At 49.3% G+C, this 25,819-nt stretch carries 23 protein-coding genes and 1 pseudogene; 8 read left to right on the top strand and 16 right to left on the bottom strand.

The genetic code is table 11. The features are described 5' to 3' along the window. Positions 1-104 precede the first annotated feature (104 nt). Complete coding sequence (argR, locus tag OK023_RS00875; protein WP_317694309.1) at positions 105-575, top strand: transcriptional regulator ArgR; 471 nt, start codon at positions 105-107, stop codon at positions 573-575. 527 nt (positions 576-1,102) lie between these two features. Here argR and mpl read toward each other — a convergent pair. Continuing rightward, on the bottom strand, positions 1,103-2,482 hold the full coding sequence (mpl, locus tag OK023_RS00870; RefSeq protein WP_317694308.1) for a UDP-N-acetylmuramate:L-alanyl-gamma-D-glutamyl-meso-diaminopimelate ligase: 1,380 nt from the start codon (positions 2,480-2,482) through the stop codon (positions 1,103-1,105). Between the two features lie 169 nt (positions 2,483-2,651). Here mpl and fbp point away from each other — a divergent pair, with 169 nt between their 5' ends. Both fbp and ppa read left to right on the top strand, forming a co-directional pair. Then, complete coding sequence (fbp, locus tag OK023_RS00865) at positions 2,652-3,656, top strand: class 1 fructose-bisphosphatase (RefSeq protein WP_317694307.1); 1,005 nt, start codon at positions 2,652-2,654, stop codon at positions 3,654-3,656. A gap of 247 nt (positions 3,657-3,903) precedes the next feature. Then, entirely contained in the window at positions 3,904-4,431 is a 528-nt protein-coding gene (gene ppa / locus OK023_RS00860; RefSeq protein ID WP_317694306.1) for an inorganic diphosphatase, read from the top strand. A 54-nt stretch (positions 4,432-4,485) separates the two neighbouring features. Here ppa and OK023_RS00855 read toward each other — a convergent pair whose 3' ends face one another. From OK023_RS00855 to OK023_RS00845, 3 genes are read right to left on the bottom strand one after another with little or no spacing between them, the layout of a single operon-like run. Continuing rightward, positions 4,486-4,833: a gamma-glutamylcyclotransferase gene (locus OK023_RS00855; RefSeq protein WP_317694305.1), complete on the bottom strand. Its 348-nt coding sequence runs from the start codon at positions 4,831-4,833 to the stop codon at positions 4,486-4,488. 3 nt (positions 4,834-4,836) lie between these two features. Further along, a complete protein-coding gene (locus OK023_RS00850; protein ID WP_317694304.1) occupies positions 4,837-8,628 on the bottom strand; it encodes a translocation/assembly module TamB domain-containing protein in 3,792 nt (1,263 codons plus the stop codon). Further along, complete coding sequence (locus tag OK023_RS00845) at positions 8,625-10,361, bottom strand: autotransporter assembly complex family protein (RefSeq protein ID WP_317694303.1); 1,737 nt, start codon at positions 10,359-10,361, stop codon at positions 8,625-8,627. The genes OK023_RS00850 and OK023_RS00845 overlap by 4 nt, the downstream gene beginning before the upstream one ends. Positions 10,362-10,654: 293 nt before the next feature. Here OK023_RS00845 and msrA point away from each other — a divergent pair, with 293 nt between their 5' ends. After that, entirely contained in the window at positions 10,655-11,293 is a 639-nt protein-coding gene (gene msrA / locus OK023_RS00840) for a peptide-methionine (S)-S-oxide reductase MsrA (RefSeq protein ID WP_317694302.1), read from the top strand. Positions 11,294-11,480: 187 nt separating this feature from the next. Then, positions 11,481-12,812 carry a hemolysin family protein gene (locus OK023_RS00835; protein ID WP_317694301.1) on the top strand — a complete coding sequence of 444 codons (1,332 nt, stop codon included), beginning with the start codon at positions 11,481-11,483 and terminating at the stop codon, positions 12,810-12,812. A gap of 75 nt (positions 12,813-12,887) precedes the next feature. Here OK023_RS00835 and OK023_RS00830 read toward each other — a convergent pair whose 3' ends face one another. After that, positions 12,888-13,091 carry a DUF1107 domain-containing protein gene (locus tag OK023_RS00830; protein WP_317694300.1) on the bottom strand — a complete coding sequence of 68 codons (204 nt, stop codon included), beginning with the start codon at positions 13,089-13,091 and terminating at the stop codon, positions 12,888-12,890. A gap of 381 nt (positions 13,092-13,472) precedes the next feature. On the opposite strand from OK023_RS00830, the gene OK023_RS00825 reads away from it, so the two are divergent. Continuing rightward, positions 13,473-14,027 (top strand): YtfJ family protein, encoded by a 555-nt coding sequence (locus OK023_RS00825; protein ID WP_317694299.1) that lies wholly within the window; start codon positions 13,473-13,475, stop codon positions 14,025-14,027. A gap of 108 nt (positions 14,028-14,135) precedes the next feature. Here OK023_RS00825 and cysQ read toward each other — a convergent pair whose 3' ends face one another. Continuing rightward, positions 14,136-14,876 carry a 3'(2'),5'-bisphosphate nucleotidase CysQ gene (cysQ, locus tag OK023_RS00820; RefSeq protein ID WP_317694298.1) on the bottom strand — a complete coding sequence of 247 codons (741 nt, stop codon included), beginning with the start codon at positions 14,874-14,876 and terminating at the stop codon, positions 14,136-14,138. A 359-nt stretch (positions 14,877-15,235) separates the two neighbouring features. Between cysQ and OK023_RS00815 the strand changes: the two genes are divergently transcribed. Next, complete coding sequence (locus OK023_RS00815) at positions 15,236-17,188, top strand: bifunctional 2',3'-cyclic-nucleotide 2'-phosphodiesterase/3'-nucleotidase (RefSeq protein WP_317694297.1); 1,953 nt, start codon at positions 15,236-15,238, stop codon at positions 17,186-17,188. Positions 17,189-17,261: 73 nt separating this feature from the next. Here the strand turns inward: OK023_RS00815 and OK023_RS00810 are convergent, their stop codons facing one another. Then, complete coding sequence (locus OK023_RS00810) at positions 17,262-17,882, bottom strand: peptidylprolyl isomerase (RefSeq protein WP_317694296.1); 621 nt, start codon at positions 17,880-17,882, stop codon at positions 17,262-17,264. 263 nt (positions 17,883-18,145) lie between these two features. Between OK023_RS00810 and OK023_RS00805 the strand changes: the two genes are divergently transcribed. After that, the gene (locus tag OK023_RS00805) at positions 18,146-18,817 is read left to right on the top strand and encodes an OapA family protein (RefSeq protein WP_317694295.1); all 672 of its coding nucleotides are present in this window, start codon (positions 18,146-18,148) and stop codon (positions 18,815-18,817) included. Here the strand turns inward: OK023_RS00805 and OK023_RS00800 are convergent. From OK023_RS00800 to rnr, 9 genes and pseudogenes are all read right to left on the bottom strand, one after another. After that, positions 18,814-19,173: a DUF488 domain-containing protein gene (locus OK023_RS00800; protein WP_317694294.1), complete on the bottom strand. Its 360-nt coding sequence runs from the start codon at positions 19,171-19,173 to the stop codon at positions 18,814-18,816. The genes OK023_RS00805 and OK023_RS00800 overlap by 4 nt on opposite strands. A gap of 110 nt (positions 19,174-19,283) precedes the next feature. Continuing rightward, positions 19,284-19,736: a 50S ribosomal protein L9 gene (rplI, locus tag OK023_RS00795; RefSeq protein ID WP_317694293.1), complete on the bottom strand. Its 453-nt coding sequence runs from the start codon at positions 19,734-19,736 to the stop codon at positions 19,284-19,286. Positions 19,737-19,775: 39 nt separating this feature from the next. Then, positions 19,776-20,003, bottom strand: a complete 228-nt coding sequence (rpsR, locus tag OK023_RS00790) for a 30S ribosomal protein S18 (protein WP_000135199.1) — start codon at positions 20,001-20,003, stop codon at positions 19,776-19,778. Between the two features lie 4 nt (positions 20,004-20,007). Then, positions 20,008-20,325 carry a primosomal replication protein N gene (gene priB / locus OK023_RS00785; protein WP_317694292.1) on the bottom strand — a complete coding sequence of 106 codons (318 nt, stop codon included), beginning with the start codon at positions 20,323-20,325 and terminating at the stop codon, positions 20,008-20,010. An 8-nt stretch (positions 20,326-20,333) separates the two neighbouring features. Next, positions 20,334-20,729 (bottom strand): 30S ribosomal protein S6, encoded by a 396-nt coding sequence (rpsF, locus tag OK023_RS00780; protein WP_317694291.1) that lies wholly within the window; start codon positions 20,727-20,729, stop codon positions 20,334-20,336. A gap of 348 nt (positions 20,730-21,077) precedes the next feature. After that, complete coding sequence (gene yjfP, locus OK023_RS00775; RefSeq protein WP_317694290.1) at positions 21,078-21,830, bottom strand: esterase; 753 nt, start codon at positions 21,828-21,830, stop codon at positions 21,078-21,080. 52 nt (positions 21,831-21,882) lie between these two features. After that, positions 21,883-22,383 (bottom strand): annotated as a pseudogene (locus tag OK023_RS00770) (acyl-CoA dehydrogenase family protein); the annotation flags it as partial. 95 nt (positions 22,384-22,478) lie between these two features. Beyond that, a complete protein-coding gene (rlmB, locus tag OK023_RS00765; RefSeq protein ID WP_317694289.1) occupies positions 22,479-23,210 on the bottom strand; it encodes a 23S rRNA (guanosine(2251)-2'-O)-methyltransferase RlmB in 732 nt (243 codons plus the stop codon). A gap of 60 nt (positions 23,211-23,270) precedes the next feature. Beyond that, positions 23,271-25,757: a ribonuclease R gene (gene rnr, locus OK023_RS00760; protein WP_317694288.1), complete on the bottom strand. Its 2,487-nt coding sequence runs from the start codon at positions 25,755-25,757 to the stop codon at positions 23,271-23,273. Positions 25,758-25,819 lie beyond the last annotated feature (62 nt).

Genomic DNA, 25,819 nt, shown 5'->3' with positions numbered 1-25,819 from the left:
CAATCCGTGCCATTTATTTGTCCAACACCACCCTGTGTTGCATAAAAATGCATGCATATGCATAATAATGAGCAACTTTGTCAACATTCATTCCACGGTGCAAAATGCGAAATCACGCAAAGCAGGAAGACCTGATCAAAGCGTTCAAAGCGTTGTTGAAAGAGGAAAAGTTCAGCTCTCAGGGTGAGATCGTTTCGGCGCTACAAGAAGAAGGTTTTGAAAATATCAACCAATCCAAGGTATCACGCATGCTTACCAAATTTGGTGCCGTCCGCACGCGTAATGCCAAAATGGAAATGGTGTACTGTCTTCCAGCCGAACTTGGTGTGCCTACCACCACCAGCCCACTCAAAAATCTCGTGCTGGATGTCGACCATAACGATGCGGTGGTCGTGATCCATACTAGCCCCGGAGCAGCACAACTCATTGCTCGCCTGCTAGACTCGCTGGGCAAATCAGAGGGTATCCTTGGTACGATTGCAGGTGACGATACCATTTTTGTCACGCCAGCCAGTGCATTTACTGCGCGACAACTCTTCGAAGCCATTCTCGCCCTGTTTGAGCAGGAGCTTTGATTAAGTATGCCAATAACTTGCAAGAATGGCTGACAAAATTAGCCGATAGCAGCATGAGCAGAGTATCTTGGACAAGGCAGTAAGAGTCTTGGGTATAAATCAGTAAATCTTGTGGATTTAAAATAAATGGAGGATTGGGATAAATATTCCAGTCTATAAAATGAATCAATAAATTTTGATGATGCTCCACAAGGGCCATGCTGCAAATAACCACTCATCCTGCACATAAAGTTGCGCCAAAATTTAAGACGTAACCTCCAGTCAGTCTTTTGAAATAAGCCCCGGAAAATGTTCCTTAACCGCATGCAAGGGCCACAGCCAAGTCCTGACCAGAAAGCCAGGACTTGGGGTAAATGACAATCTGTCTTTTTTATCCGAGGTACTTGACCTGACACACCAAAAAGGTTGTCCAGCTGAACAAAATCTCGTTCAAACAAGGGCCCTGAAAGTTTTTCGCCAACTTGCTCCGCGGAGCCACTACCAGTATCTGAAAAGAACACATTACAGGGATTGAATGAGCGATTAAATCAGTACGTTTCTTTCGGTTCAGCCTTGTTAGCCAAGGCGACGAGTAGCTTGTCATGAATACCGCCAAAGCCACCATTACTCATAACCAAAATGTGATCGCCCGGTTGCGCTACTTTCACAATCATTTCTACTAGCACATTGAGGTCGGCACTCCAGTGTGCGGGTTGCACACATGCGTCGGCGACTTCAGTAACCTGCCAAGGAATATGGTGGGGCTGGAACAAGAAAACTTCGTCAGCTCGTCCAAGTGAAGGAGCCAATTCGTTTTTACTGATCCCCATTTTCATGGTGTTTGAACGGGGTTCCAACACGGCCAGAATGCGCGCAGTCCCCCCAACCTTTCCACGCAGCGCAGCCAGCGTTGCCAAAATAGCGGTAGGATGATGGGCAAAATCATCATATACCGTCACACCATGAGCCTCACCACGTAACTCCAAGCGACGACGAGCGTTTATAAAATCACCCAATGCTCGGCAGGCGTCTGCTGGTTGTACGCCAACATGGCGTGCGGCCACGATAGCCATCAAGCCATTATGCATGTTGTGTTCACCAACCAGATTCCAATTAACTTCACCCACGTTATTACCGTCAAGGTAGACTTCATAATGGCTTGCATCCGCTGTCATCTTCTGTGCACGCCAAGTCCCTTCGTCACCAATCCACTCTTGTTCACTCCAACATCCCATTGCCATCACCTGCTTAAGATGTGCATCGTTTTCCGGCAGAATAATCTTTCCTTTGCCCGGCACCAGGCGCACCAGATGGTGAAACTGTTTCTGGATCGCTTTCAGGTCGTCAAAAATATCAGCATGGTCGAACTCCAGATTGTTCATAATCAGCGTGCGCGGACTGTAATGAACGAATTTTGATCGCTTATCGAAGAAAGCACAGTCGTACTCGTCTGCTTCAATAACAAAAAATGGACTATTGCCGAGACGGGCAGAAACATCAAAATTGCCCGGTACGCCACCAATCAAAAACCCTGGCTGATAACCACAAGCTTCGAGTATCCAGGTTACCATACCGGCAGTCGTTGTTTTTCCATGTGTTCCAGCAACCGCCAGTACCCAACGATCATGCAGTACATAATCATGCAACCATTGGGGACCAGAAACATAGGGTATACCCCGTTCAAGCACCGCTTCCACGCAGGGATTACCACGGCTCATTGCATTACCAATAATCACCAGATCAGGTGTTGGTTCCAATTGCTCGGGATCGTAACCCTGGATCAGATCGATTCCCTGATTTTCCAGCAGTGTACTCATTGGTGGGTAGACGTTGGCATCTGAGCCAGTAACTTCATGTCCGAGCGAACGGGCTAGCATTGCCAGCCCCCCCATAAAGGTGCCACAGATCCCAAGAATATGTATGCGCATTAGGTTTCTCATTTGAGTGCATCGATTTAGTGCTTATTCTAGCCCTCAGAGTACGTTAGAAGAAATGGATTTGCCTATAATGGGGAGTTGCTTTGGGCTACACTGCTTAAGAAAACGTTGGCGGTATGTTAACAAACCGCTTTCCATCCGTAGATTCAGGGATTGTGTCATGAAAACGTTAGGCGAATTTATCGTCGAGAAACAGCACGACTTTTCGCACGCCACTGGCGAGTTGACTGCGTTACTTTCGGCAATAAAGCTGGGTGCAAAAATCATCCACCGTGATATCAACAAAGCGGGGCTGGTTGATATTCTGGGGACCAGCGGTATTTCAAACGTGCAAGGCGAAGTTCAGATGAAACTGGACCTGTTCGCTAATGAAAAACTGAAAGCCGCTTTAAAAGCCCGTGGAGAGGTTGCAGGTATCGCCTCTGAAGAAGAAGACGATATTGTGATTTTCGACGGTGAGCGAGCGGAAAATGGCAAGTACGTAGTTTTGATGGACCCATTGGACGGTTCCTCCAACATTGACGTCAACGTCTCAGTCGGAACGATTTTCTCTATCTACCGCCGTATCACCCCGGTTGGCATTCCCGTCACTAAAGAAGATTTCTTGCAACCTGGCAGTGCTCAGGTGGCTGCCGGTTACGTCGTTTACGGCTCTTCCACTATGCTGGTATATACCACCGGTTATGGCGTGCATGCTTTTACCTACGATCCCTCTCTCGGTGTGTTTTGCCTCTCGCATGAGAAAGTTCGTTTCCCGGAAAAAGCCTGTATGTATTCCATCAACGAAGGTAACTACATTAAGTTTCCGCTCGGGGTGAAAAAATACATTAAATACTGCCAGGAACAAGATGAGGCGACTCATCGTCCTTACACCTCACGCTATATTGGTTCACTGGTTGCCGACTTTCATCGCAATCTGTTAAAAGGCGGTATCTATATTTATCCAAGCACCGCCAGCCATCCGAAAGGTAAATTACGCCTGCTGTATGAGTGCAACCCAATGGCTTTCCTGGCTGAACAGGCTGGCGGCAAAGCCAGTGATGGTAAAAACCGTATTCTTGATATTGTTCCAGAAGAGCTGCACCAACGTGCTCCGTTCTTTGTCGGCACAAAGTCGATGGTTGAAGACGCTGAACGTTTCATTGCAGATTTTCCAGATAAGTAATGCCGTTAACACAGGGGTTCGGTATGCCGAACCCACTTAATTGATCGCCAGCAGCGCTTGCATGAAATTAAGGAACCCCATCTAAGACCTCAATCAAACCCTGCTCCCTTCAACAGCATAAGTGACAGTTAAGTGCGTACCATGCCGTACTGGAGCGAGTTTATACTCGGAATAAATGGGGTACTTTAAGGCACTTTTGACTATAATGACCGCCACCCCATTTCTGGTTCGATTAAAGGAAACCGACATGAGCTTGAATCTGGTCCCCGCAGGCAAAGACCTGCCGGAAGACATTTACGTAGTTATCGAAATCCCAGCCAACGCTGACCCAATCAAATACGAGATCGATAAAGAAACGGGTGCGTTGTTCGTTGACCGTTTCATGTCTACCGCAATGTTCTACCCGTGTAACTATGGTTACATTAACAACACTTTGTCACTGGATGGTGACCCGGTTGACGTACTAGTACCAACCCCCTACCCGCTGCAGCCTGGTTCAGTGATCCGTTGCCGCCCGGTTGGTGTACTGAAAATGACTGACGAAGCCGGTGAAGATGCAAAACTGGTTGCCGTACCGCACAGCAAACTGAGCAAAGAGTACGATCATGTAAAAGACGTGAGCGATCTTCCAGAACTGCTGAAAGCGCAGATCTCTCATTTCTTTGAACACTACAAAGATCTGGAAAAAGGCAAGTGGGTTAAAGTGGAAGGTTGGGCAGATGCTGCAGCAGCTAAAGCTGAAATCATCGCCTCTTTCGAACGCGCGAAGAAGTAATTCCCACCAGTTCTGATAAAACAACACCGCTCTATGAGCGGTGTTGTTTTTTTACTACTTGTTATTGAGACGCTTTAGCCAATCACCACTCTCAATCCGCGGAAAACCCTCTACACTGTGCTTATACAGGTAGATCCATGCGCTGCCATAAGGCGTTTGAATTAATTGGCGCTTGTAGTCTCTAGTATTGCTTTTCAACTCATCCAGCTCAGCCAGAATCGATGAGTTAATACGATACACCTCACAATGTATCGTTCCCTCTCCAGGGATCGCCGCCGGGTAATGGCCCAGATTATAAATCTGATAGCCCTCTAACTCATGTTCTCCCAGCCATTGGGCGTTGGTCATCCAATGACTGTTCCCCTGCTTGCGTCGTAAACTGCCGTAGACAATTATTCGCATAGCTCAAAACTCAAACTGATAAAGCACATCAAGTGCCTGATTTAGTCCAGACACCGCTTCCAGATACAGCCTAGGCATCAGGCGGTATCGCAGCGTTAGCGTAGCTAACGAGTCGAATATCCCCACCCCATATTTTACTTGTAAGCCGGGAAGGACATAACCACTCACCACTACCTGAGAGCTGTCGCCAACTCCCTCGGTATCAAGGGCAAGGTTACTGACGCCAAACGCTTCGCCGATTTTACCCACAAGTTGACCACTTTGCGCAACCCCCATGCCAATTAACATTGAGGTCATCGCATTACCATCTGCCCCTGAACTGCCCAAACCTTGGCCACGTAAAAGGTAAGACAAAGCTGCCTGTTGGGACATAGCCGGATCAGAAAACACTTCCAACCTTGGAGCATCAGCCATACCGGTCACTCGCACCCCGGCCGTCACACCATCCTGTGTTGCATCCGGGTTACGAATTGCCTCAATATTCAACAACGGCTGATCGGGTGGACCAGAAAACAGCAGTTGCCCTTTGCGCACGAGCAGATCCTGCCCATAAGCATGAAAGCGGCCGGACGGAATATCGATATGACCGTTCAAACCCAATCCATTCCTGTCCTGAAGAACCCTAAGGTTACCGAGTAGGCGAGCTTTCAGACCAAAGGCGTCTAGACGAACATCATCACCAACACGAACCGTCAAGTTACTATTAATCGAGATACCTGCCGACCTGGGTTGGATCGGCTGGAGTTGCCTATTAAGCATCACCTCGTCTGGGGAGATACCCACGGCGCTCTCTGGCAGTTGTTGCACCGTAATCCGAGCCCATGGTATATCCACTGACCCATTGAGTGAGAATAGATGAGGTGTTGCCTCAAACCGTAAGTCAGGTGATACGTCTACACGCACCATCGGTGGGATCGTTACCCGCAACCTCTCGCCTTTGGCCGCAATATGTGCCCGCCAGGCATTAATATCTCGCCAGTCTGCAGCGCCGGCAAGATTCAATTGCCCATGCGTGGTAGCCAGCAGCCCCTCAAGAGTCGAAGTCATGCCGTTAAAATTAAGTACCAGGCGGCCTGCTGTCATATCAAATGGCATCCAGTGGCCAACAATCCCTACCTTATCCAAGGCCAAACGGCCAAATACCAATGGATGACGCGCATTTCCTCCCAATTGCAGGTCGGCATTCAGCATCCCCGTTGCTTTCTCACCTTGAGTAAGTATCGGGTTGAGCAGCGCCAACGAAACATTGCTGATCTTCACATTACCGCGGATAGCACGGCGTACCTGTGGATCGGTGATTTGAATGTTGCCGTTAAACTGCCCATTATTAGTCAGCTTAATCAGCCAGTCCGCCTGAGCGCGGCCATTGTTCAAACCCGCATTGAGGTTTAGCGTATCAAAGGCGATCGGCAACGCGCTTCCCTGAACCTGCTGAACAACCTTCACACCATTCCCCACCAGCGAAACTCTCGCCTGCGGCAATGTGCCATCAGGTCGCCAACTCACGTCAGCGCGACCACTGAATATACCGCTCATTGCTGTTTCCGGGCCTAAGAACGGTTTGAGCATCGCCAAATCAAAGCGGTTTAGCACTACGCTCGCCTGGCCACTAGCACCTACGTTAATGGTGTTCGGCACGCATAGTTCAGCATCGGGATTCGCCCAGCAATGGGCGCCAATGCTGATCCTCTGCTGCGTATTCAGGTAATCCAGCGCGATAGAACGGGTTAAACGCCATTCACCAACTGGCGTATCAAAGCGAGTATTATTGAGATTTCCGCGCCAACGCTGCTGTAGACGATCAAAACTCCCCTCCAAGGCTAATCGCCCCGAAACGGGCTTCCCCTCAATATTTAATTGCAGTCGATGCTGGCGCTCGCTGCCCCTGGCGTCCAGCGTCAACAGGCCAACCTGCAACGCATCCTGTTTGAGCTGTTCAATCCTGAGAGAAAGTTGCCCCTGAATCTGATCGCTAGAGCGAACGTCACCGTCTATTTTCACTCGATTGATATGAAGCGCCTGCCATTGCAGGCCTGATGCTGTCAGATCTGTCAACAACTGCGGTGCCAATAAACTGCCACGTAGTTTCAACAGCCCCCTGACATTACCTGCCAGCCCCGGCAAGGCACCATCAAGACGAGGCGCATTGACCGTCGCATCCAACGCCCAGTTCTTTTCATCCAACTGGCCTTTGACGCTCAGTATATTGCGCCCCAGAGCCAAATCTATACCAGGGATCGCCCACTGCCCGGCAGCATTCCCACTCAGTGAACCCCGTGCAGAGACTTTGTTTTGCTTCACATTGCCATCAAGCTGCAGCGTTGGTACCTGTAGTTGCCAACTCCCACCGTTCAGGCTACCACGGGTTGTTATTTTACCTTCCAGACGTGCAGGCCATTCCGGCCATTGCTTGGCCGTATTAATACCGCTAAGTGTCAATTGTGACGTCCAGCTTATCGCTTTACTCCAATCCACCAGCGCCGTAAGGTCGGTATTCCCTTCCAACGCCGCCAAGCGCAAGCGTTCAAGCCGGAACTGCTCAAGATTACCTTTACCATCCAGCGTCAACACCGCAGGGGGCAGCTCCTGGCCTCTGATATCAGCTCGGGTAGACAATGCATAATCTGACGCATTACCGTTAAAACGCAGGCGTAAATCATTAATTTGATACTGTGCTTCACCTGCCAACGGCCATTTAAGCTGTTTGCTCTGTAATGTTAGAAGCAATGGCAAACCCGCTTCAGCAAGTTGGGTTTGCACATCAAGCTGTGCACTAACCGGCCCAGAGAGATTAAGCCCCACGTTCAACTCGCTGCGCAGTCCCCCCGCCATGTTCAGCTTTACTTTCTCCCCTTTTAGCGGATCGATATTCAGCGTGCCGTTAGCCGTCATCGCCATAGGCCAATCGCCAGCCAGGGTTGCCTGTCCTTGGGTGAAGAGGCTACCTTGCGGCGACATCACCTCAAAACGATCCACCTGAATATCCTGCTCTTTATTACTGGCCTGTAGTAATAGTCGGGTGATTGCTAGCTCAGTATCACCAGTCAAATGCAACTGATCACCACTGATCTCCTCAATGGTTACATCAAGCGGCAGATGGATATTTGGCAGTTGTGGTAGTAGAGGTTTAGCAAACAGAGCCTTCAGTGTTTCGCCCAGCGGTTCTTCTGCCGCTGGCTGCTTTAGCGGTGTTTTATTTACACTCGGATGGGGCCGAAGAGCTTCAGGCAAAGGGTTTACCGGTGCTTTCGGTAAAGCGACCAATAAAGCGCGGATAGTGGTTGGCATCAGGGTTAACGCACGTTGCTGCCAGTGTGCACCTGAACTGAACTCTCCAAGAGAAATCGCCGTATCATCCACGTTGACCTTAACATTATTCAAAGCCAACTTACGTAAAGTGATCGGATAAGGTGTGCTGAGGTTGGTGAGCGGCGCACTCTCTTCTGCTACCTGTTCGGAGGGCGTTATTTGTGCAGTTTTCACCAGAACATCAACATCCTGCGCAGTTAACGCATTGATGCACAAAGTGCTGTGCCTTAAGCAAGAAAGCTCAAGCGAGAGATGGAACTGCCCGGCATTAACAGAAACGCCCGGCATCTGATATTTCACCCCTTTCAGGGTTAAATCGCGCCAACCACCGCTGACAGCAGCAATTTCTAACCCAGGTACCCAGCGGGTGGTAGCATTAATGACCATATGTAAGCCAGAAGTGGTACCAAGCAAAAAGGCCACACTACCGATTAGTAACAACAACAGGATCAAAAACCCCAGACAGCATTTTTTTATCAGGCTCATAGCTCAGGCCCCAAACCGATATAAAACTGCACACCGTGGGTTTCTTTATCACCAATCGGTGCTGCAATATCCAGTTTCACCGGCCCTACTGGTGACTGCCAGCGAACCCCGATCCCGGCACCCGTTTTGAAATCGTTATCCTTGATATCGTTAACCGCTTGCCCTGAGTCGACAAACATCGCCCCCCACCAGCGGCCGGTAACGTTATACTGATATTCCAATGAGCCCGTCATCATTTTGGAAGCACCTGTCAATTTACCATCATCGCCACGTGGAGAAATGCTTTGGAATTTATACCCACGGATGCTGCGATCGCCACCGGCGAAGAAGCGTAAATCTGGTGGTACTTTGTCAAAATCATTGGTTTCGATCCAGCCTACCTGTCCACGTATCACAAAGCGGTTTTTCTCACCTAAGGTGCGGATCCAGACGTTCTGCGCCTGCATGAGTGCAAAATCAACCCCTGAGCCCCAGGTAGTATCAGAGACATCAATTGAGTAACGTTGACTATCCCCCCAAACCGGCATCAGGCCACCACGTGAACGTGTACGATTAATCGTCACACCAGGATAGAGCAACATAGTAGTATGGGTGACGGTCCCCTGCGTAAAGTGATCAAGACGCCAACTGAGATTTAATGCTCGCTGCCAGCCACTGGAAAGATCCCAGTTACGTGATACAACCACTTTGGTACTGTCAGATTTAGTATCATTAAGATCGGTTCGTTTGAACCCCCCCTGCAACAGGTAATACTGTTCTAGTGGACTACGTACCAAAGGAATTCTGTAGGTAAGATCCAACTGTTGTTCCGGGGCGGAGATACTGGCCGTCGTTGCCAGACTGTGACCACGATCGTTCAGCCATGGCTTCCTCCAGGTTCCACGCACTCGTGGCCCTATATCGGTAGAAAAACCACCCCCAAGCTCCATAATATTTCTGTTACGCGGTGTCACCAGCGCATCTAGCGGCAAAATCCGCTTCTCTCTCGCATCAGTAAAATCTGGAGAGACCACGACTGAGTTAAACCAGTTGGTAGCAGAAAGACGGCGATTCAGCTCTGCCAGATCGTCCGAGCTGTAATAATCCCCTTGGTTAAAAGGCACCAGATTTTGCAGATAGTCTTCACGGATTTGCGACCCCTTAAACTTTACCTTGCCGAAGTGATAGCGCTCACCACTGTCGAAATCAATGTCCCAGAACGCTTTATGCAGCTCCTTAGACACACCAAGCTGACTCTTGACCATATTCGCATCGAAATAGCCTTTACGCAGGGCAAGCCCAGTCATTGAACTTTTTAAGCTGTCATATTTACCATGGTTGAGGATCTCGCCGATGTTCGGGCGGCTGCTTTTGACCAGACGAAGGTAGTCTTCGTCAGTCTTCGCACCGCCTTGTAAGGCAATATTCACATCGGCAATGCGGACAGGCTCACCAGGATTAACTTGGGCAAGCAGCACCGGACGAGAAAGTTCAGGTCGGTCGTCGAACGTGAAATCAATGGTCGGTTCATAGTAACCAAGTGGCCGTAATCCCTGGCGGATAGCAGCATCAACCCGCGCACGAAAACGCCCTTCGGCATTAACCTCTTCAGGTGTAATCGACGAAAGGCGCACACGAACGTTTCTTTCCAATTCTCCACTCAGGCCTTCAACCTGAAGTCGCACATTCGCTGCAAACACACAAGGCGTAACGAATAGTGCACATAAAATGCAAAGGACACGATATCGCAGCACAGGTTCTCCTCAAATATATTTACTTTCCTGCCAATACCTTTGCTCTGGGGCTGAGCAGCTCTGTGCTTTTTATGTAGCCGCCCTTTAGAGATTTATGCCAAACACTGCCAGTCCTGTATCTTCTTATTAGCGAAAACAAGACGCATTCTTGACTTTATTACGTACAGACTACTGCGTTAAACTTGTATATGGATTCAACATACGACTTATTGTGGGCAAAGAAACCGCCAGATACAACTGACAAACGCCCCTACTCAAGTCTATTTTTACTGTGACAATAGGAGTCTACCTCGGTGCAATATTTTGATAAATCTCAAAACGTCAATAAGGCACATGCGCTCCCAGGCCGATCAACGCCGATGCCAGTTGCTAACATTAACCCAGTAACCGGCAATTCCATGACATTTCTGCCAGAAGGAATGGAAACCGCAATTTTCGGAATGGGCTGCTTTTGGGGGGTTGAACGCTTATTCTGGCAACAGCAAGGGGTTTATAGCACGGCAGCTGGCTATAGTGGCGGCTACACACCAAATCCAACTTATCGCGAGGTCTGCAGCGGCCAAACTGGCCATGCGGAAGTGGTACGCGTAGTGTTCGACCCTAAAGTAACCAGCTACAAACATCTATTGCAGGTGTTCTGGGAAAATCATGATCCAGCACAGGGCATGCGCCAGGGGGGAGATATCGGTACCCAGTATCGCTCAGCCATTTATTTTGCTAATGCCAAGCAACAAACCGAGGCCGAGAATAGCCTGCAACGTTTCCAGCAAGCGATGGATCAGGCCAGCGATAAACGAACCATCACAACAGAGATCGCGCCAGCACAGCCTTTCTACTATGCAGAAGACGAGCACCAACAATATCTGCATAAAAATCCAGGCGGCTACTGTGGTCTAGGAGGTATTGGCGTTTGCCTGCCACCGCAAGGTTAACCTGTTAATTTTTAACCACTGGCAGCTCTGACAAGGCTACTGCTATACTGTGCTGGGTCGCTTCTGCGGCTCCGCTTTTTGATAAAGCTCAGGTGTGTGGAATAGACCACGCTCTGCAACCCTTTTTAAACACTGTGTCACCCCTCCGAAAGATCGCCGTCATCCCGTCGGCACGAATGGATAGATTATGTTAAACAGTATTTTACTGATTCTTTTTCTGATTGCGGTGAGTGCGTTTTTCTCGCTTTCAGAAATTTCTTTGGCTGCGTCACGCAAGATCAAACTCAAACTGATGGCCGATGAAGGCAACATCAACGCCACCAGAGTGTTAAAACTCCAGGAAACCCCAGGTATCTTTTTTACCGTGGTACAAATTGGTCTCAACGCCGTCGCCATACTTGGTGGTATCGTTGGTGACGCGGCGTTTTCACCCAGTTTCGAATTGCTGTTCGATCGTTTCCTGCCCCATGAGCTCTCTGAACAAATCAGCTTCACCTGTTCGTTTGTGCTGGTCACCGGTATGTTCATCCTGTTCGCAGATTTAACACCGAAGCGCATCGGTATGATTGCACCAGAGACGGTAGCCGTCCGGATCATCAACCCGATGCGTTTCTCGATCATGATATTCCGGCCATTGGTCTGGTTCTTCAACGGCATGGCCAACCTGATCTTTCGATTATTCAAGCTCCCAATGGTGCGCAAGGACGATATCACTTCCGACGATATTTATGCGGTAGTCGAAGCTGGTGCACTTGCTGGGGTGCTGCGTAAGCAGGAACATGAATTGATTGAGAACGTATTTGAGCTAGAGTCGCGTACCGTTCCCTCTTCGATGACCTCACGTGAAAGTGTGATCTACTTCGACCTACGCGAAAGTGAAGAGAGCATCAAGGAAAAAATATCTACCCATCCCCATTCAAAATTTCTCGTGTGCGACGGTAATATCGATCAGATAGTCGGTTATGTCGATTCCAAAGATTTACTGAACCGCGTATTAGGTAATCAAAGTCTTGTCCTAAGCAGCGGTGTGCAGATCCGATCGGCATTGATCGTTCCAGATACGCTGACACTATCTGAAGCCCTAGAAAGTTTTAAAACTGCAGGTGAAGACTTTGCGGTCATACTCAATGAATATGCACTTGTCGTCGGTATCATCACCCTGAACGATGTTATGACTACGTTGATGGGAGATTTGGTTGGTCAAGGTCAGGAAGAGCAGATTGTTGCCCGTGACGAAAACTCATGGCTGATTGAGGGAGGCACTCCCATTGACGATGTCATGCGCGTCTTGGATATTGATGAATTCCCCCAGGCAGGCAACTACGAAACCATCGGTGGATTTATGATGTACATGCTGCGCAAGATCCCGAAACGCACGGATTATGTAAAGTATGCCGGATATAAATTCGAAGTCGTTGACATCGACAGCTATAAAATTGACCAATTGCTGGTGACACGGCTCAGCGATAAACCTTCGGCAGGATTACCTAAAACCCCGGAAGAGACCCCCCAAGCTTAAACATGGCAGAGTCAGTACAACAGCGGCCCCTTTGGGGCCGCAATGTTTGGTTTTACGTACTCTTGTAGCCTCTCATCACATCTCAGTTTGCAGTAAAAGAACTTGACGATTCACTTCCGTCATAACATTGAAGTGGCGTTTGTCACGGACCTTAGGCAATAGTATTTTTCCTTTGTCGAATTCAAACGCACCGACATCTTTGATGTATAGCCGCCCTCGAAACAGAGTTTTCACATACATGGCAACTTTGAGTGGGTTATAACGCTGGAAGATTCTCATTGTTTTACTCTCCTCCCGATGGATCAATCGCTCCGCGAGCGGCCAAAGTAGCTGCTCTAAGCTGTCTCCCTTAGTGCCTGCAGCGCTAACGGGCAATTAAGGGACATAGCCTAATATTCGGAACACAACCTGATGGCTTCCTATGTAGACTGGGTAAAGACTATTTTGTTCAACTCCAACCGGATTAGTACACTGAATTTACACTTCATTACAGAATTGTATATAGATTTTCATTGATTTTTCAGTATATCAATTCAAAAAAGGCCTACTACAGGTGAGACGCCAAAACTGAGACCTCGCTAACAAGACAGACCACTTATGACCACCTATGCTTTAGACACCCTGGTAATACCAATGTGATTTCTCTTTGCAGGAGAGTGCATGAAAAAAAGTAGCATGTTCATGATGTCGCTATTATTAACCCCAATGCTGGTCTGCGCCCACAATTTAGAGCTTCAGCAACGCGTAGCGCCCATTGGCATCAGCGATAAAGGGGAGTTGGATTACGCCAATGAGGCATTCAGTTACAAAGACTGGAACAGCGCACAACTCGTTGGCAAAGTGCGAGTGATACAGCATATTGCTGGCCGTAGCTCTGCCAAAGATTTGAACGATCCACTCATCGAAGCCATCAAGGCAGCCAAATTGCCTCATGATCGTTACCAAACGACAACCATCGTAAATACCGACGATGCCATCGTCGGAACAGCGATATTTGTTCGAAACAGTATCGAAAGCAGTAAGAAAGAATTCCCTTGGTCGCAGTTTATTGTCGACAGCAACGGCAATGTCAAAAAAGCATGGGAACTGCAACCGAAAAGTTCAGCGATTGTTGTTTTGGATAAAGAAGGAAAAATTCAGTTTGCCAAGGATGGGGAGCTGACACCACAAGAGGTGCAACAGGTGATAGAGATGTTGCACCAATTGCTAAAATAATAACGAGGCTGTGCCTCTGAATTGCATATTAACGCCACTCACAGGCAAAATTCAGTGGCACAGCCAATACAATATCCCGTTCTTTGGCGACAGAACTAGAGACCGTGGCTAAAACAGAGAAACCCTAAACCCAGGATTAAGGAAAGACTCACGGGGAGTATACTGTAACGGTTTACCCTGCCAATCGCGTATCTGCGCCCCAGCGGCGACAGCTATTGCATGCCCTGCTGCTGTATCCCAAATGTTGGTTGGTCCAAAACGGGGATACAACTGTGCTTTACCTTCCGCGACTAGGCAAAACTTCAGCGATGACCCCACGGCGATAGTTTGGTGTTCGCCTAATTGTTGCAGATAATCTTTCAACTCATCGTCGCTGTGGGAACGGCTAATGACCACCAAAGGGGGATGGGCATCACTCACACCGATCTCACAGCGTCGCCCACCTTCTTCCTTCCAGGCTTTACCACGGTCAGCAAGATACAACACATCAAGTACAGGGGCATAGACAACTCCCATTACCGCCTCACCTTGTTCGATCAACGCAATATTGACCGTAAACTCACCGTTACGATGCAGGAACTCTTTAGTACCATCGAGTGGGTCCACCAACCAATAACGGCTCCAGTTACGACGAGTATTCCAAGCAGGCGGGTCCTCTTCAGACAACAACGGTATATCCGGTGTCATACTTTCTAGACCAGATTTGATAATACGGTGCGCAGCCAAATCGGCGGCAGTAACTGGCGAATTATCTTTTTTTATTTCTATATCAATGAGTTGCTCTTTATTATATACCGCCATAATCGCCACTCCCGCATCGCGGGACAGCTTGCAAATCTGATCTATCATCGTCCACCTCTGACATTTGGGTCTGTTGGGAAATCTCCCCCAGCGATAAGATGTGCTTTTTCTTGACTGTGTTACTGCCTCCTACTGCAGGTAAAAGAGGTACTATATACCACTCACGACAACGCTGAATCTGGGCTTTTGCGGTATAGCCTACCTTGTAGCCTAGTTTTTATGTGGGACATCCATATCAATCAGCTAACCGTCGTTATTTTCTCGGTTCTTCGACGTCACAACGTTGTGTGTCTCAACGCAACATTCAGAGATTATCTGTTTTTAGTTAACAGTTTAGTTATATGGTTGATAGTAATGACATGCAGTTTTAGGTCTGTTCTCAAATAATAACAAAACGGAGATAACCAATGATAAAACATCCTCTGGGGCTATCAGGTCTTGCATTACTCGTTTGCGCTTCAGCACAGGCCGCCACGGTTGACCTACGCGTGCTGGAAACGACAGACTTGCACAGCAATATGATGGACTTCGACTATTACAAGGATAAGCCCACCGACAAATTCGGTCTGGTACGCACTGCCAGCCTGATAAAATATGCTCGTGGGCAGGTAACCAATAGCGTATTGGTGGATAACGGTGACGTTATTCAAGGCAGCCCACTGGGAGACTATATGGCCGCCAAGGGGTTGACACCCGGCGATATTCACCCCGTCTACAAAGCCATGAATACATTGCACTATGTGGTAGGAAATATCGGCAACCACGAGTTCAACTACGGTCTCGACTATCTTAAAAACGCTATTGCTGGCGCCAAATTCCCCTACATCAACGCCAATGTTATTGATACTGCCACACAAAAACCTCTTTTCACTCCTTATATTATTGTCGATACCCCGGTAAAAGACCGTGATGGAGAATCGCACACTCTACGTATTGGCTACATTGGTTTTGTACCGCCCCAGATATTAGTCTGGGATAAAAATAACCTACAGGGAAAAGTGACGGTCAACGACATTACCGAAACCGCTAAACGCTATGTGCCAGAAATGCGCAAACAAGGGGCTGATGTGATCATCGCAATCCCCCATTCTGGTCTTTCCAGTGAGCCTTATAAAGCAATGGCAGAAAACTCGGTGTACTACCTGAGCCAGGTTCCTGGTATAGACGCCATTATGTTCGGCCATGCTCATGCCATTTTTCCCAGCAAGGATTTTGCCAATATCAAAGGTGCAGATATAGAAAAGGGCTTATTGAATGGCATACCTGCCGTAATGCCAGGACAATGGGGCGATCATTTGGGCATAGTGGACCTACAGCTTAACAACGATGGCGGTAGTTGGATGGTAACCGCAGCCAAGGCCCAAGCGTTGCCAATTTACGACAGAGAGAACAACAAATCTCTGGTCTCGGAAGATGATGCTCTGGTGAAGGTACTGGAAGAAGATCATAAGGGAACCCGTGACTTTGTCAGCAAACCTATCGGAAAGTCTGAAGGTAATATGTACAGCTATCTTGCCTTGGTACAGGACGATCCTGCAATCCAGATCGTCAATAACGCTCAGAAAGCCTATGTTGAGCACTACATTCAAGGCGATCCAGACCTGGCTGCTCTACCCGTGCTTACCGCTGCCGCGCCATTCAAGGTCGGTGGACGCAGGAACGACCCGGCCAGTTTTACTGAAGTAGAGAAAGGCCAACTCACCTTCCGTAATGCAGCCGACCTCTATCTGTACCCAAATACCCTGGTCGTTGTCAAAGCCAGCGGTAAAGAAGTTAAAGAATGGCTGGAATGTTCCGCTGGGCAGTTTAATCAGATCAACATTAACAGCAGCGAACCCCAAGGTCTGATCAACTGGGAAGGTTTTCGCAGCTATAACTTCGATGTAATCGACGGTGTAAATTATCAAATTGACGTCAGCCAACCGGCACGTTACGACGGGGAGTGTGATCTGATTAACGACCAGGCTGAGCGCATCAAACAGCTAACATTCAATGGTAAACCAATCGATCCTAATGCTATTTTCCTGGTTGCGACCAATAACTACCGCGCTTACGGCGGCAAATTTGCTGGCACAGGCGACAAACACATCGCCTTTGCTTCACCCGACGAAACTCGTTCTATCCTGGCAAACTACATTAGTACAGAGACCAAGAAACACGGGGCGGTTCATCCACAAGCGGATAACAACTGGCGTCTTGCCCATTTACACAGTTTGAAGCAACTGGATATTCGCTTTGAAACCTCACCCAGTGACAAGGCAGCAGCATTTATCAAAGAAAATGCCCAATATCCGATGAAACCAGTGGGTAACGACAGTATCGGATTTTCGATTTATCAGATTGAATTACAAGATAAGTAACCGGCTTTTACCAAGCGGGTAATTCGGTTGATAGGGCGCAGCTACGGCGCCCTTAATATGCGGCTATACCAGACTACAGAATTTCCAGTAGTTCAACGTCAAATATCAGTGCGCTGAATGGGGGGATAGAGGCACCCGCACCGCGCTCACCGTAAGCAAGATTGTGCGGAATATACAGTTGCCATTTAGAACCTACCGGCATCAGCGTCAATGCTTCGATCCAGCCTGGGATAACACCGCTAACCGGGAACTCTGCTGGCTGCCCACGCTCAACAGAACTGTCAAAAACATCACCATTGAGCAAACGTCCAGTATAGTGCACTCGCACACGATCCTGTTTTGATGGGATTGGGCCATTGCCCTGTTCCAGTACGACGAATTGCAAACCGGATTCGGTAAGTGTAACGCCATCACGCTTGGCGTTATCCTCCAGGAACTTCTGGCCTTCTACCGCCATCGATTTCTGACGTTCAAGGCGCACCACGTCCGCTCGTTCGTGCATTTCACGTAGCGCACGATGTACCACATCGACCGGAACCGCCGGAGCATTCCCTTCCAACGCGTCACGCAGGCCAGCCAGTAAAGCTTCTGGTAGTAAACCTTCCAGGCCGGACTCTTGCAATTGCTGACCAACCTGTAAACCAATCCCGTAACTTGCTTGCGCTTCAACGCTATCAAAAGAAGGGGTTGTCATGGGGATTTTCCTTTAGTCTGTAAAAAGTCGAAGGCGCAGCATAACAGCGCAGGAATGCCGGGTAAAATCTTGTGTGGATAATGATGACTTTTGTCTTAGAAAAAGAAACAATAATATTGTGAGTAGACGATACACCATTTTATATCCGTCACTCTTCAAACAGCAGCGGTGTTAACTGCCTTTGCTCAGTTGTCGCCCACTTGCAACTTGGAGTAACTCGGCTATATACAATAGCAATTTCACGCAGTTGAAGAGAGGTCACAATGGGCAGGATCGCGCCCAGGAAAAGGAAAGCCGCCCCAGTCTACCAGACACTGCAGCGCACCTGGCTAAATTTAAGCCAACGTTTAAAGCCAGAACCTGCGCCGGAAGAACATGAGATGACTGGGGTGTCATATTTACCGCCACCGCTGCAAGGTGGTAAAAGGCAGGTGCTCAAAACTTTATTGCTGAAGATATGGCACTTGCCTGACGACTTCCACTGGATGGAGCCTTTGCCCTATTCCCATCGCCGTTGGGTAATTATTTTTGGCACTATTCTGCTTCTTTCACTGTTATGGCCATACTCAGGCGATAACGTGCCGCGCTCGCTTACGTTAAGCAGCAAGGAGAGTTCGATTCCATTATTACTGAGTCATGGCCAGCAATACCGCTCAAAACCGTCTGAAGGCGGTAATTGGCAACGCTATAAAGTACAGGCAGGCCAGACTTTGGCGCAATTGTTCCGCGACCACGACCTGCCGGTTAACGAGGTTTTTGCTATGGCGCAGATCGAGGGAAGCAAAAAACCACTCAGTAACTTAAAAGCCGGGCAGGAAGTCCGCATTCAACAGAATAATAACGGCGTAATTAGTGCACTCTCTATTACAACAAGGGATGGCAATGAGGTTTTGTTCCGCCGTCAGACAGACGGCAGCTACCGTCGAGTCCGCTAGCGCTTAGCTTGCTCCTGCAAAAAATCACGCAGGACAACCCCTTGATTGCGCTGTGTGTCCTTGCTGCCATATAACAGAGTGAGTGACTCACCTTGCTGCAACAACGCAACCAGCGGCTGCCAGGCAGCATTCCCCACTAATTGCTGTCGATAGCGCAGTTCAAACTCATCCCACCGATCGGTATACAGGTGAAACCATTGGCGCAATCCATTATCTGGCGCAACCTGTTTCAACCACACTACGCCTTGCAATCTTTCTTTACTGACTCCACGCGGCCAAAGCCGGTCAATCAAATAGCAATGCTCCGGAGCAGGGGCACTGAAATCGTAAACTCGCTGTAAGCTGATTTTTGCCATTTTCGCCTCTCCTTGCCAAAAGATGACCACAGAATAACGCGATTCACCAGACGTTGAAAAGCAAAACGCCAGCACGAGGCTGGCGTTTTAACTGGGTTGGCAAAAGCCGATTAAGCTTCTGCAACCACAACTACATTCAGCTGCGCGAACACGTCGCTGTGTACCTGGAACTGCACTTCGTGCTCGCCAGTAGTACGCAGAACGCCATTCGGCAGACGAACTTCACTCTTGGCAACTTCAACACCTGCCGCAGTCACTGCGTCAGAGATGTCACGGGTACCGATAGAGCCGAACAGTTTACCTTCGTCGCCTGCTTTAGACGAGATGGTTACTGAACCGAGTTCGTTGATCTTGGCTGCACGAGCAATCGCTGCGGCCAGAACGTCAGCCAGTTTGGCTTCCAGTTCGGCACGGCGTGCTTCGAAGAACTCAACGTTTTTCTTGGTAGCAGGAACAGCTTTGCCCTGTGGTACCAAGAAGTTACGGGCATAACCCGCTTTAACGCTAACTTGATCACCCAGGCTGCCCAGGTTTGCTACTTTATCAAGCAGAATAACTTGCATTACCTTATCCTCTCAAAGTCGTTAATGGACAGTGGCCGATTACTGATGACGATCAGTGTACGGCAACAAAGACAGGTAGCGCGCGCGCTTGATAGCACGGGCCAGCTGGCGCTGATACTTTGCACGAGTACCGGTGATACGGCTCGGGACAATTTTACCACTCTCGGTGATGTAGTTTTTCAGCGTAGCGATGTCTTTATAGTCAATCTCTTGAACGCCTTCCGCGGTGAAACGGCAGAACTTGCGACGACGGAAATAACGTGCCATTTGGCTAGTCTCCAGAATCTATCAATTCAATCTGCTCGGCATGCAGGACCAGTTTGTTCAACCCGTTGCGCCCTTGATGGCTGCTAACAAAGCCTTGAACGGTAACCTGACTGCCGACCGTTAATCTTTGAGTTAAAGCTTGTGACTGCTGTCCGCTGACAACCACGGGCATTCTGCACCATGCTTGTCTGCTGAATCCGGCTTCCATATGCGTTGATCGGTGCTCAAGCACGAATTGGCAGTGGGGTATACCGGACGGACTCACTTTTCGAACAGGTGTTTTGCACACTGTGCCTGATAACACCAGACGATTAGCCGTCACAGTGGCAATTACTCTTCAGAATCCCCAACATCATCATCTGCGGTTTCGCTAGCGAAATCATCGCGGCGATCGCCACGACGTTCGTCTTTGGCTTTAACCATCGGAGATGCTTCAGTTACCGCGTGCTTAACGCGCATAACCATGCTGCGGATAACGGCGTCGTTGAAGCGGAAGTTAGTTTCCAGCTCATCGATCGCTTCCTGCGGAGCTTCAACGTTCAGCAGAACGTAGTGAGCTTTATGCAGTTTGTTGATCGGATAAGCCAGCTGACGGCGGCCCCAGTCTTCCAGACGGTGAATCTGACCTTGCGCGTTAGTGATGGTAGCACTGTAACGCTCGATCATGCCCGGAACCTGTTCGCTTTGGTCAGGATGGACCATAAAAACGATTTCGTAATGACGCATCGAATTGCTCCTTACGGATTATTCAGCCTCCTGTCAGGGTCAACCGCGGCCCATGGAAGCAAGGAACGTGTGTATGTGTGCGGCTGAAAAAATGACGCGTCATCATACTTGCGCAAGGCAGGAAACTCAAGGCCTGACTGGGATTTATTCGAGGTTATGCATAAGTTGCTTTAGGGTGTCGCGCGAGCGCGCAGCTGGCGGTCATTTACGCTCAGGGCAAAGCGTGAGGTTTGGCGGACCCAATAAAACGGCGAGCAACGCGCCAATGGTTCCATCCCGGAAGGGGTTCGACGGCGCTACGGACAGTTAAGAGACACTCTTGGAACAATACACCCACGCTCTTCGATTTTATAGCGAGCGCTGGAAAAAGGTGGCCGTCGCGTTCAATGCACCTGGCGTAATGCGATGCCGAACATCGGGTTCAGTAACATAAATCAGATGTTGATCTAACCCACGCTGATGAAGTGCTGTAACCAATCGCTCACTTTCCACAGCAGGAACAACATCGTCAGCTTCACCATGCCACAATAGCAGAGGCCGACCCGCAAAACTTTCCCAACGATGAGCAACTTCATAAACCGACAAAGGCGCAATACGTGCGGCGAAAGTGGTTTTATCCAATGGTTGGCCTTGTATGTCTAAAGGTGGATACAAGGTCTGCGCCAAAGAAGTAAAATCCCCTGAGCCCATAAGAGAAGCAGCAGATTTTATCCAGGGGTAGCGGGTAAAAGCCCCCAGGGTAGTCATCCCTCCCATGGATGCTCCCGCAACGCCGATACGTTCTCCGGCGATCAATCCTCTCTGTTCAAAGTGTTCCTTGATTGATGGTAACTCATCAATGTTACTCTGGAGTATCTCCCAGAAATGGCTGAGTCGCAGCTTCTCATCGCCATTAAAACGTTCCCCATGCATCTTGCAGTCTGGCAATACAACACGAAAACCAACCTTTGCCAAGGCATAGGCAAAGCAGGCATAAACCTCTTTTGACGAGGTATAACCGTGGTAGAAAAAGAGCGTTGGCAACGGTTTCTCGTAATGCCCAGCGGGAACGGCATGAATAATCGCTATCTCACCTGCATGCTCATGGTGCATTTCAATCATTAACATCTCCTTCGGTATCACCTGGACAATGCCAGTCGGTACCAATGCCTGCTTACGCGCCAACAGCACGGTCTAGTAATGTATCGCTCACGATATCAGGCAGAACAGCCTCTCCACGATAATCCAACGTTAAATGACACCACGCTTCACCAATCGGTGGACTACTGTGCTGCAACTACTGAGCAGCACAGCATAGGTAGAATAACTGTTCAGTTAACAAACGTCCCATCTCTTCGCGTGGCTGGCTCATACCCTGCTGCGATTGCCGCCAAACGCGATCAAACAAACGATTTTGGCCACGTACCGGCAATAGTTCATGCTGTAACGGCTCAAGTGCCCTTGGCACTTTATGCAGACTACGCATCATATCAGGACACATAATGTTGCCAGCCCCCACCCAAATGCTGTTAACCGGCATCTCGCGATAAAGCCGTGGCAACTCACTTTCTTCGCAATAGCCGATGCCACCCAGAATCTCCATAGCCTCAGCGATAAATGGAACCCCGAGACGGCAAATGCTGTATTTCGCTGCAGGTGTCACGCCCTGATTAAAGCTTCAGGGATTATTATGGTCGTAAAAAAGATTTTACCGGAGATGGGGCATGGGCTATCCACAGGGATGACAACTTCCACCCCTGCATAATACTGTCAGCTACGCTGACGCACCGCTTCGAACAGACAAATCCCGGTAGCAACCGAGACATTCAAGGAAGAAACGGTTCCTGCCATTGGAATGCTGATCAGCTCATCACAATGTTCCCGGGTCAAACGCCGCATACCTTCACCTTCAGCCCCCATAACCAGCGCCATAGGGCCAGTCATTTTGCTTTGATACAGCGTATGATCTGCTTCACCGGCGGTTCCCACTACCCAAATATTCATCTCTTGCAGCAGACGCAGCGTGCGGGCCAGATTGGTTACGCGGATCAGCGGAACATTTTCAGCCGCGCCGCAGGCAACTTTTTTCGCCGTTGCATTCAACTGAGCAGAGCGATCGCGCGGAACGATCACGGCGTGCACACCAGCTGCATCAGCACTACGCAGGCAAGCCCCGAGGTTATGGGGGTCAGTCACACCGTCTAGCACCAGCAAAAATGGCGTATCGACACTTTCCAGTAAGCTAGGCAGGTCGTTCTCCTGATACTGCTTACCTTCGCGTACGCGCGCAATAATGCCCTGATGGACAGCCCCCTCTACTTTCTCATCCAACCATTGCCTATTCGCAACCTGGATAACAATCCCGGTAGCTTCCAACTCCGCAATTAACGGTTGCAGGCGGCGATCGTCACGGCCCTTGAGAATAAACACTTCAAGGAAGCGCTGAGGGTCACGTTCTAACAGGGCCTTGACGGCGTGAATACCGTAAATAATTTCGCTCATGATGCTCTTTAAACTGTGCGGCCAGGAATTTCCCAGCCGAGGATAATAATCTACGGCAGGTTAGCCCTGTTCCGTACCTTTCTTCTTGCTGGCACGCTTAGCTTTGGCAGCCGCAGCTATCTTTTTGGTTTTATCAGACACTTTCTTAGCTTTCGCCTTTTTGTCTTTTTTCACCTTATCTGTTGGCTTGGCTGCCTCTTTGCGAAAGGCGCTGTCAGGTTCAAAGTTGGCTGGCTGTTTACCGCCACGACGTTTACGCTGAGCCTGGCTCCGCCCTGTGCCAGCTCCGTCACGCAGTTTGCGCTGGCCTCCATTTTTGGCACGCTCACGCTCGGTTTTACCTTCACCACGGGGCTTACGAGTGCTGGAAATCAACGCAAAGTCGATCTTACGTTCGTCCATATGCACGGCATCAACACGAATTTCCACCGTGTCACCCAAGCGATAGACCATGCCTGAAGATTCACCGATCAAACGCTGGCCAATGTTATCGTAGCGATAGTAATCATTATCCAACGAAGAGACATGTACCAAACCATCAATAAACAAATCGTTCAAACGTACGAAGAAACCAAAACCGGTCACGCTGGCAATAATACCGCTAAATACTTCACCGACGTGATCCTGCATGAAGTCGCACTTCAGCCAATCAGCAACGTTACGGGTAGCTTCGTCCGCACGACGCTCAGTCATTGAGCAGTGAGCACCCAGTTGCAGCATTTCCTCAAAATCACTGTGCCAGCCTCCGGTCGGCGTCCAGCGCTCAGGCGGTGTGCCGTGCTCTTTCGCCAGTACATATTTGATAGCACGGTGTAATGACAGGTCCGGGTAACGACGGATTGGTGAAGTAAAATGGCCATAAGAAGCCAACGCCAGACCAAAGTGCCCCCGGTTTTCCGGATCGTAGATCGCCTGTTTCATTGAACGCAGCAACATCGTTTGCAGCATTTCACGGTCTGGGCGTTCAGACACTTCATCCATCAGCGTGGCGTAATCCTTCGGTTGTGGTTTCAAACCACCACCTAAGGTCAACCCCAGTTCATTCAATACGCTGCGTAGTGCAGAAATGTGATCGTCACTTGGACGATCGTGGACACGGAACAGCGCTGGCTCACTGTGTTTTTCAACAAACCTTGCAGCCGCAACGTTCGCCATAATCATGCATTCTTCGATCAATTTATGGGCATCGTTACGAATCGTGGGTTCAACACGCTCAATGCGACGTTCAGCGTTAAAGATAAATTTGGCTTCTTCGGTTTCGAAGGCAATACCACCACGTTCGGCACGGGCCTGATCCAGGACTTTATAGAGTGCATGCAGCTCTTGTAGATGTTTAACCAGCGGCTGGTATTGCTCTCTCAATTCCTGATCGCCCTGAAGGATATGCCAAACTTTGGTATAGGTTAACCGCGCATGAGAACTCATCACCGCTTCATAGAATTTGTAAGAGGAGAGACGGCCTTGAGCAGAGATGGTCATCTCACACACCATACACAGACGATCTACCTGCGGGTTAAGTGAGCATAGCCCGTTGGAGAGCACCTCCGGCAACATCGGGACAACTTCTGAAGGGAAATAGACTGATGTACCACGGCCACGAGCCTCATCGTCCAATGCAGTCCGTGGACGAACATAGTAGCTAACATCAGCGATTGCTACCCACAGACGCCAACCACCACCACGTTTTTTCTCACAGTACACCGCATCGTCGAAGTCACGGGCATCTTCACCGTCGATGGTAACCAGCGGTAAATCTCGCAGGTCAACTCGACCTTTCTTGGCAGCTTCGGGGACATGTTCGCTGAGATCAGCAACCTGCTTTTCCACCTGTTGTGGCCAGGTATGAGGGATTTCATGGGTGCGTAGGGCAATATCTACCGCCATGCTGGTCCCCATCTTATCACCCAATACTTCCACAATCTTGCCAACGGCTTTGGTACGCCGCGTCGGACGTTGGGTCAGTTCGACAACCACCATATAACCCATGCGTGCACCGCTCACCGAGTCAGCGGGGATCAGAATATCGAAACTCAGGCGGCTATCATCAGGCACCACAAAACCGGTGCCTGCATCGGTGAAGAAACGGCCAACAATCTGGCTGGTTTTTGGCACCAGAACACGCACAATTCGTGCTTCACGGCGACCTTTACGGTCCTCTCCCAAAGGCTGAGCCAGGACCACATCACCGTGGATGGCCATTTTCATTTGTTCAGCAGAAAGATAGAGATCGTCTTTACGGCCATCAATACGTAGGAAACCATAGCCATCACGGTGACCTATCACCGTACCGCGCAACAAGTCCAAACGTTCTGGTAACGCATAACACTGGCGACGGGTAAAGACTAGCTGGCCATCTCGTTCCATTGCACGCAGACGGCGGCGTAATGCCTCCAGCTGCTCTTCGCCAGACAGATTAAGCTCATGACTCAATTCTTCTCGGCTGGCTGGTGTTTCGCGATTCGCCAAATGGGCCAGGATAAACTCACGACTGGGGATCGGGGATTCATATTTTTCTGCTTCTCGTTCCAGGAATGGATCTTTTGACATTGAGGTTCCTCCGTTGTCATCAGCAGGGTGTCGCTGAGCTTTGTCTTCTCAGTAACACGTTA

This window comes from Serratia sp. UGAL515B_01 (assembly GCF_033095805.1).
In the GTDB taxonomy this organism is placed as follows: Bacteria; Pseudomonadota; Gammaproteobacteria; order Enterobacterales; family Enterobacteriaceae; genus Chania.
The sequence above is the reverse complement of the archived record's forward strand: the minus strand, read 5'-3'. Positions and strand labels throughout refer to the sequence as shown.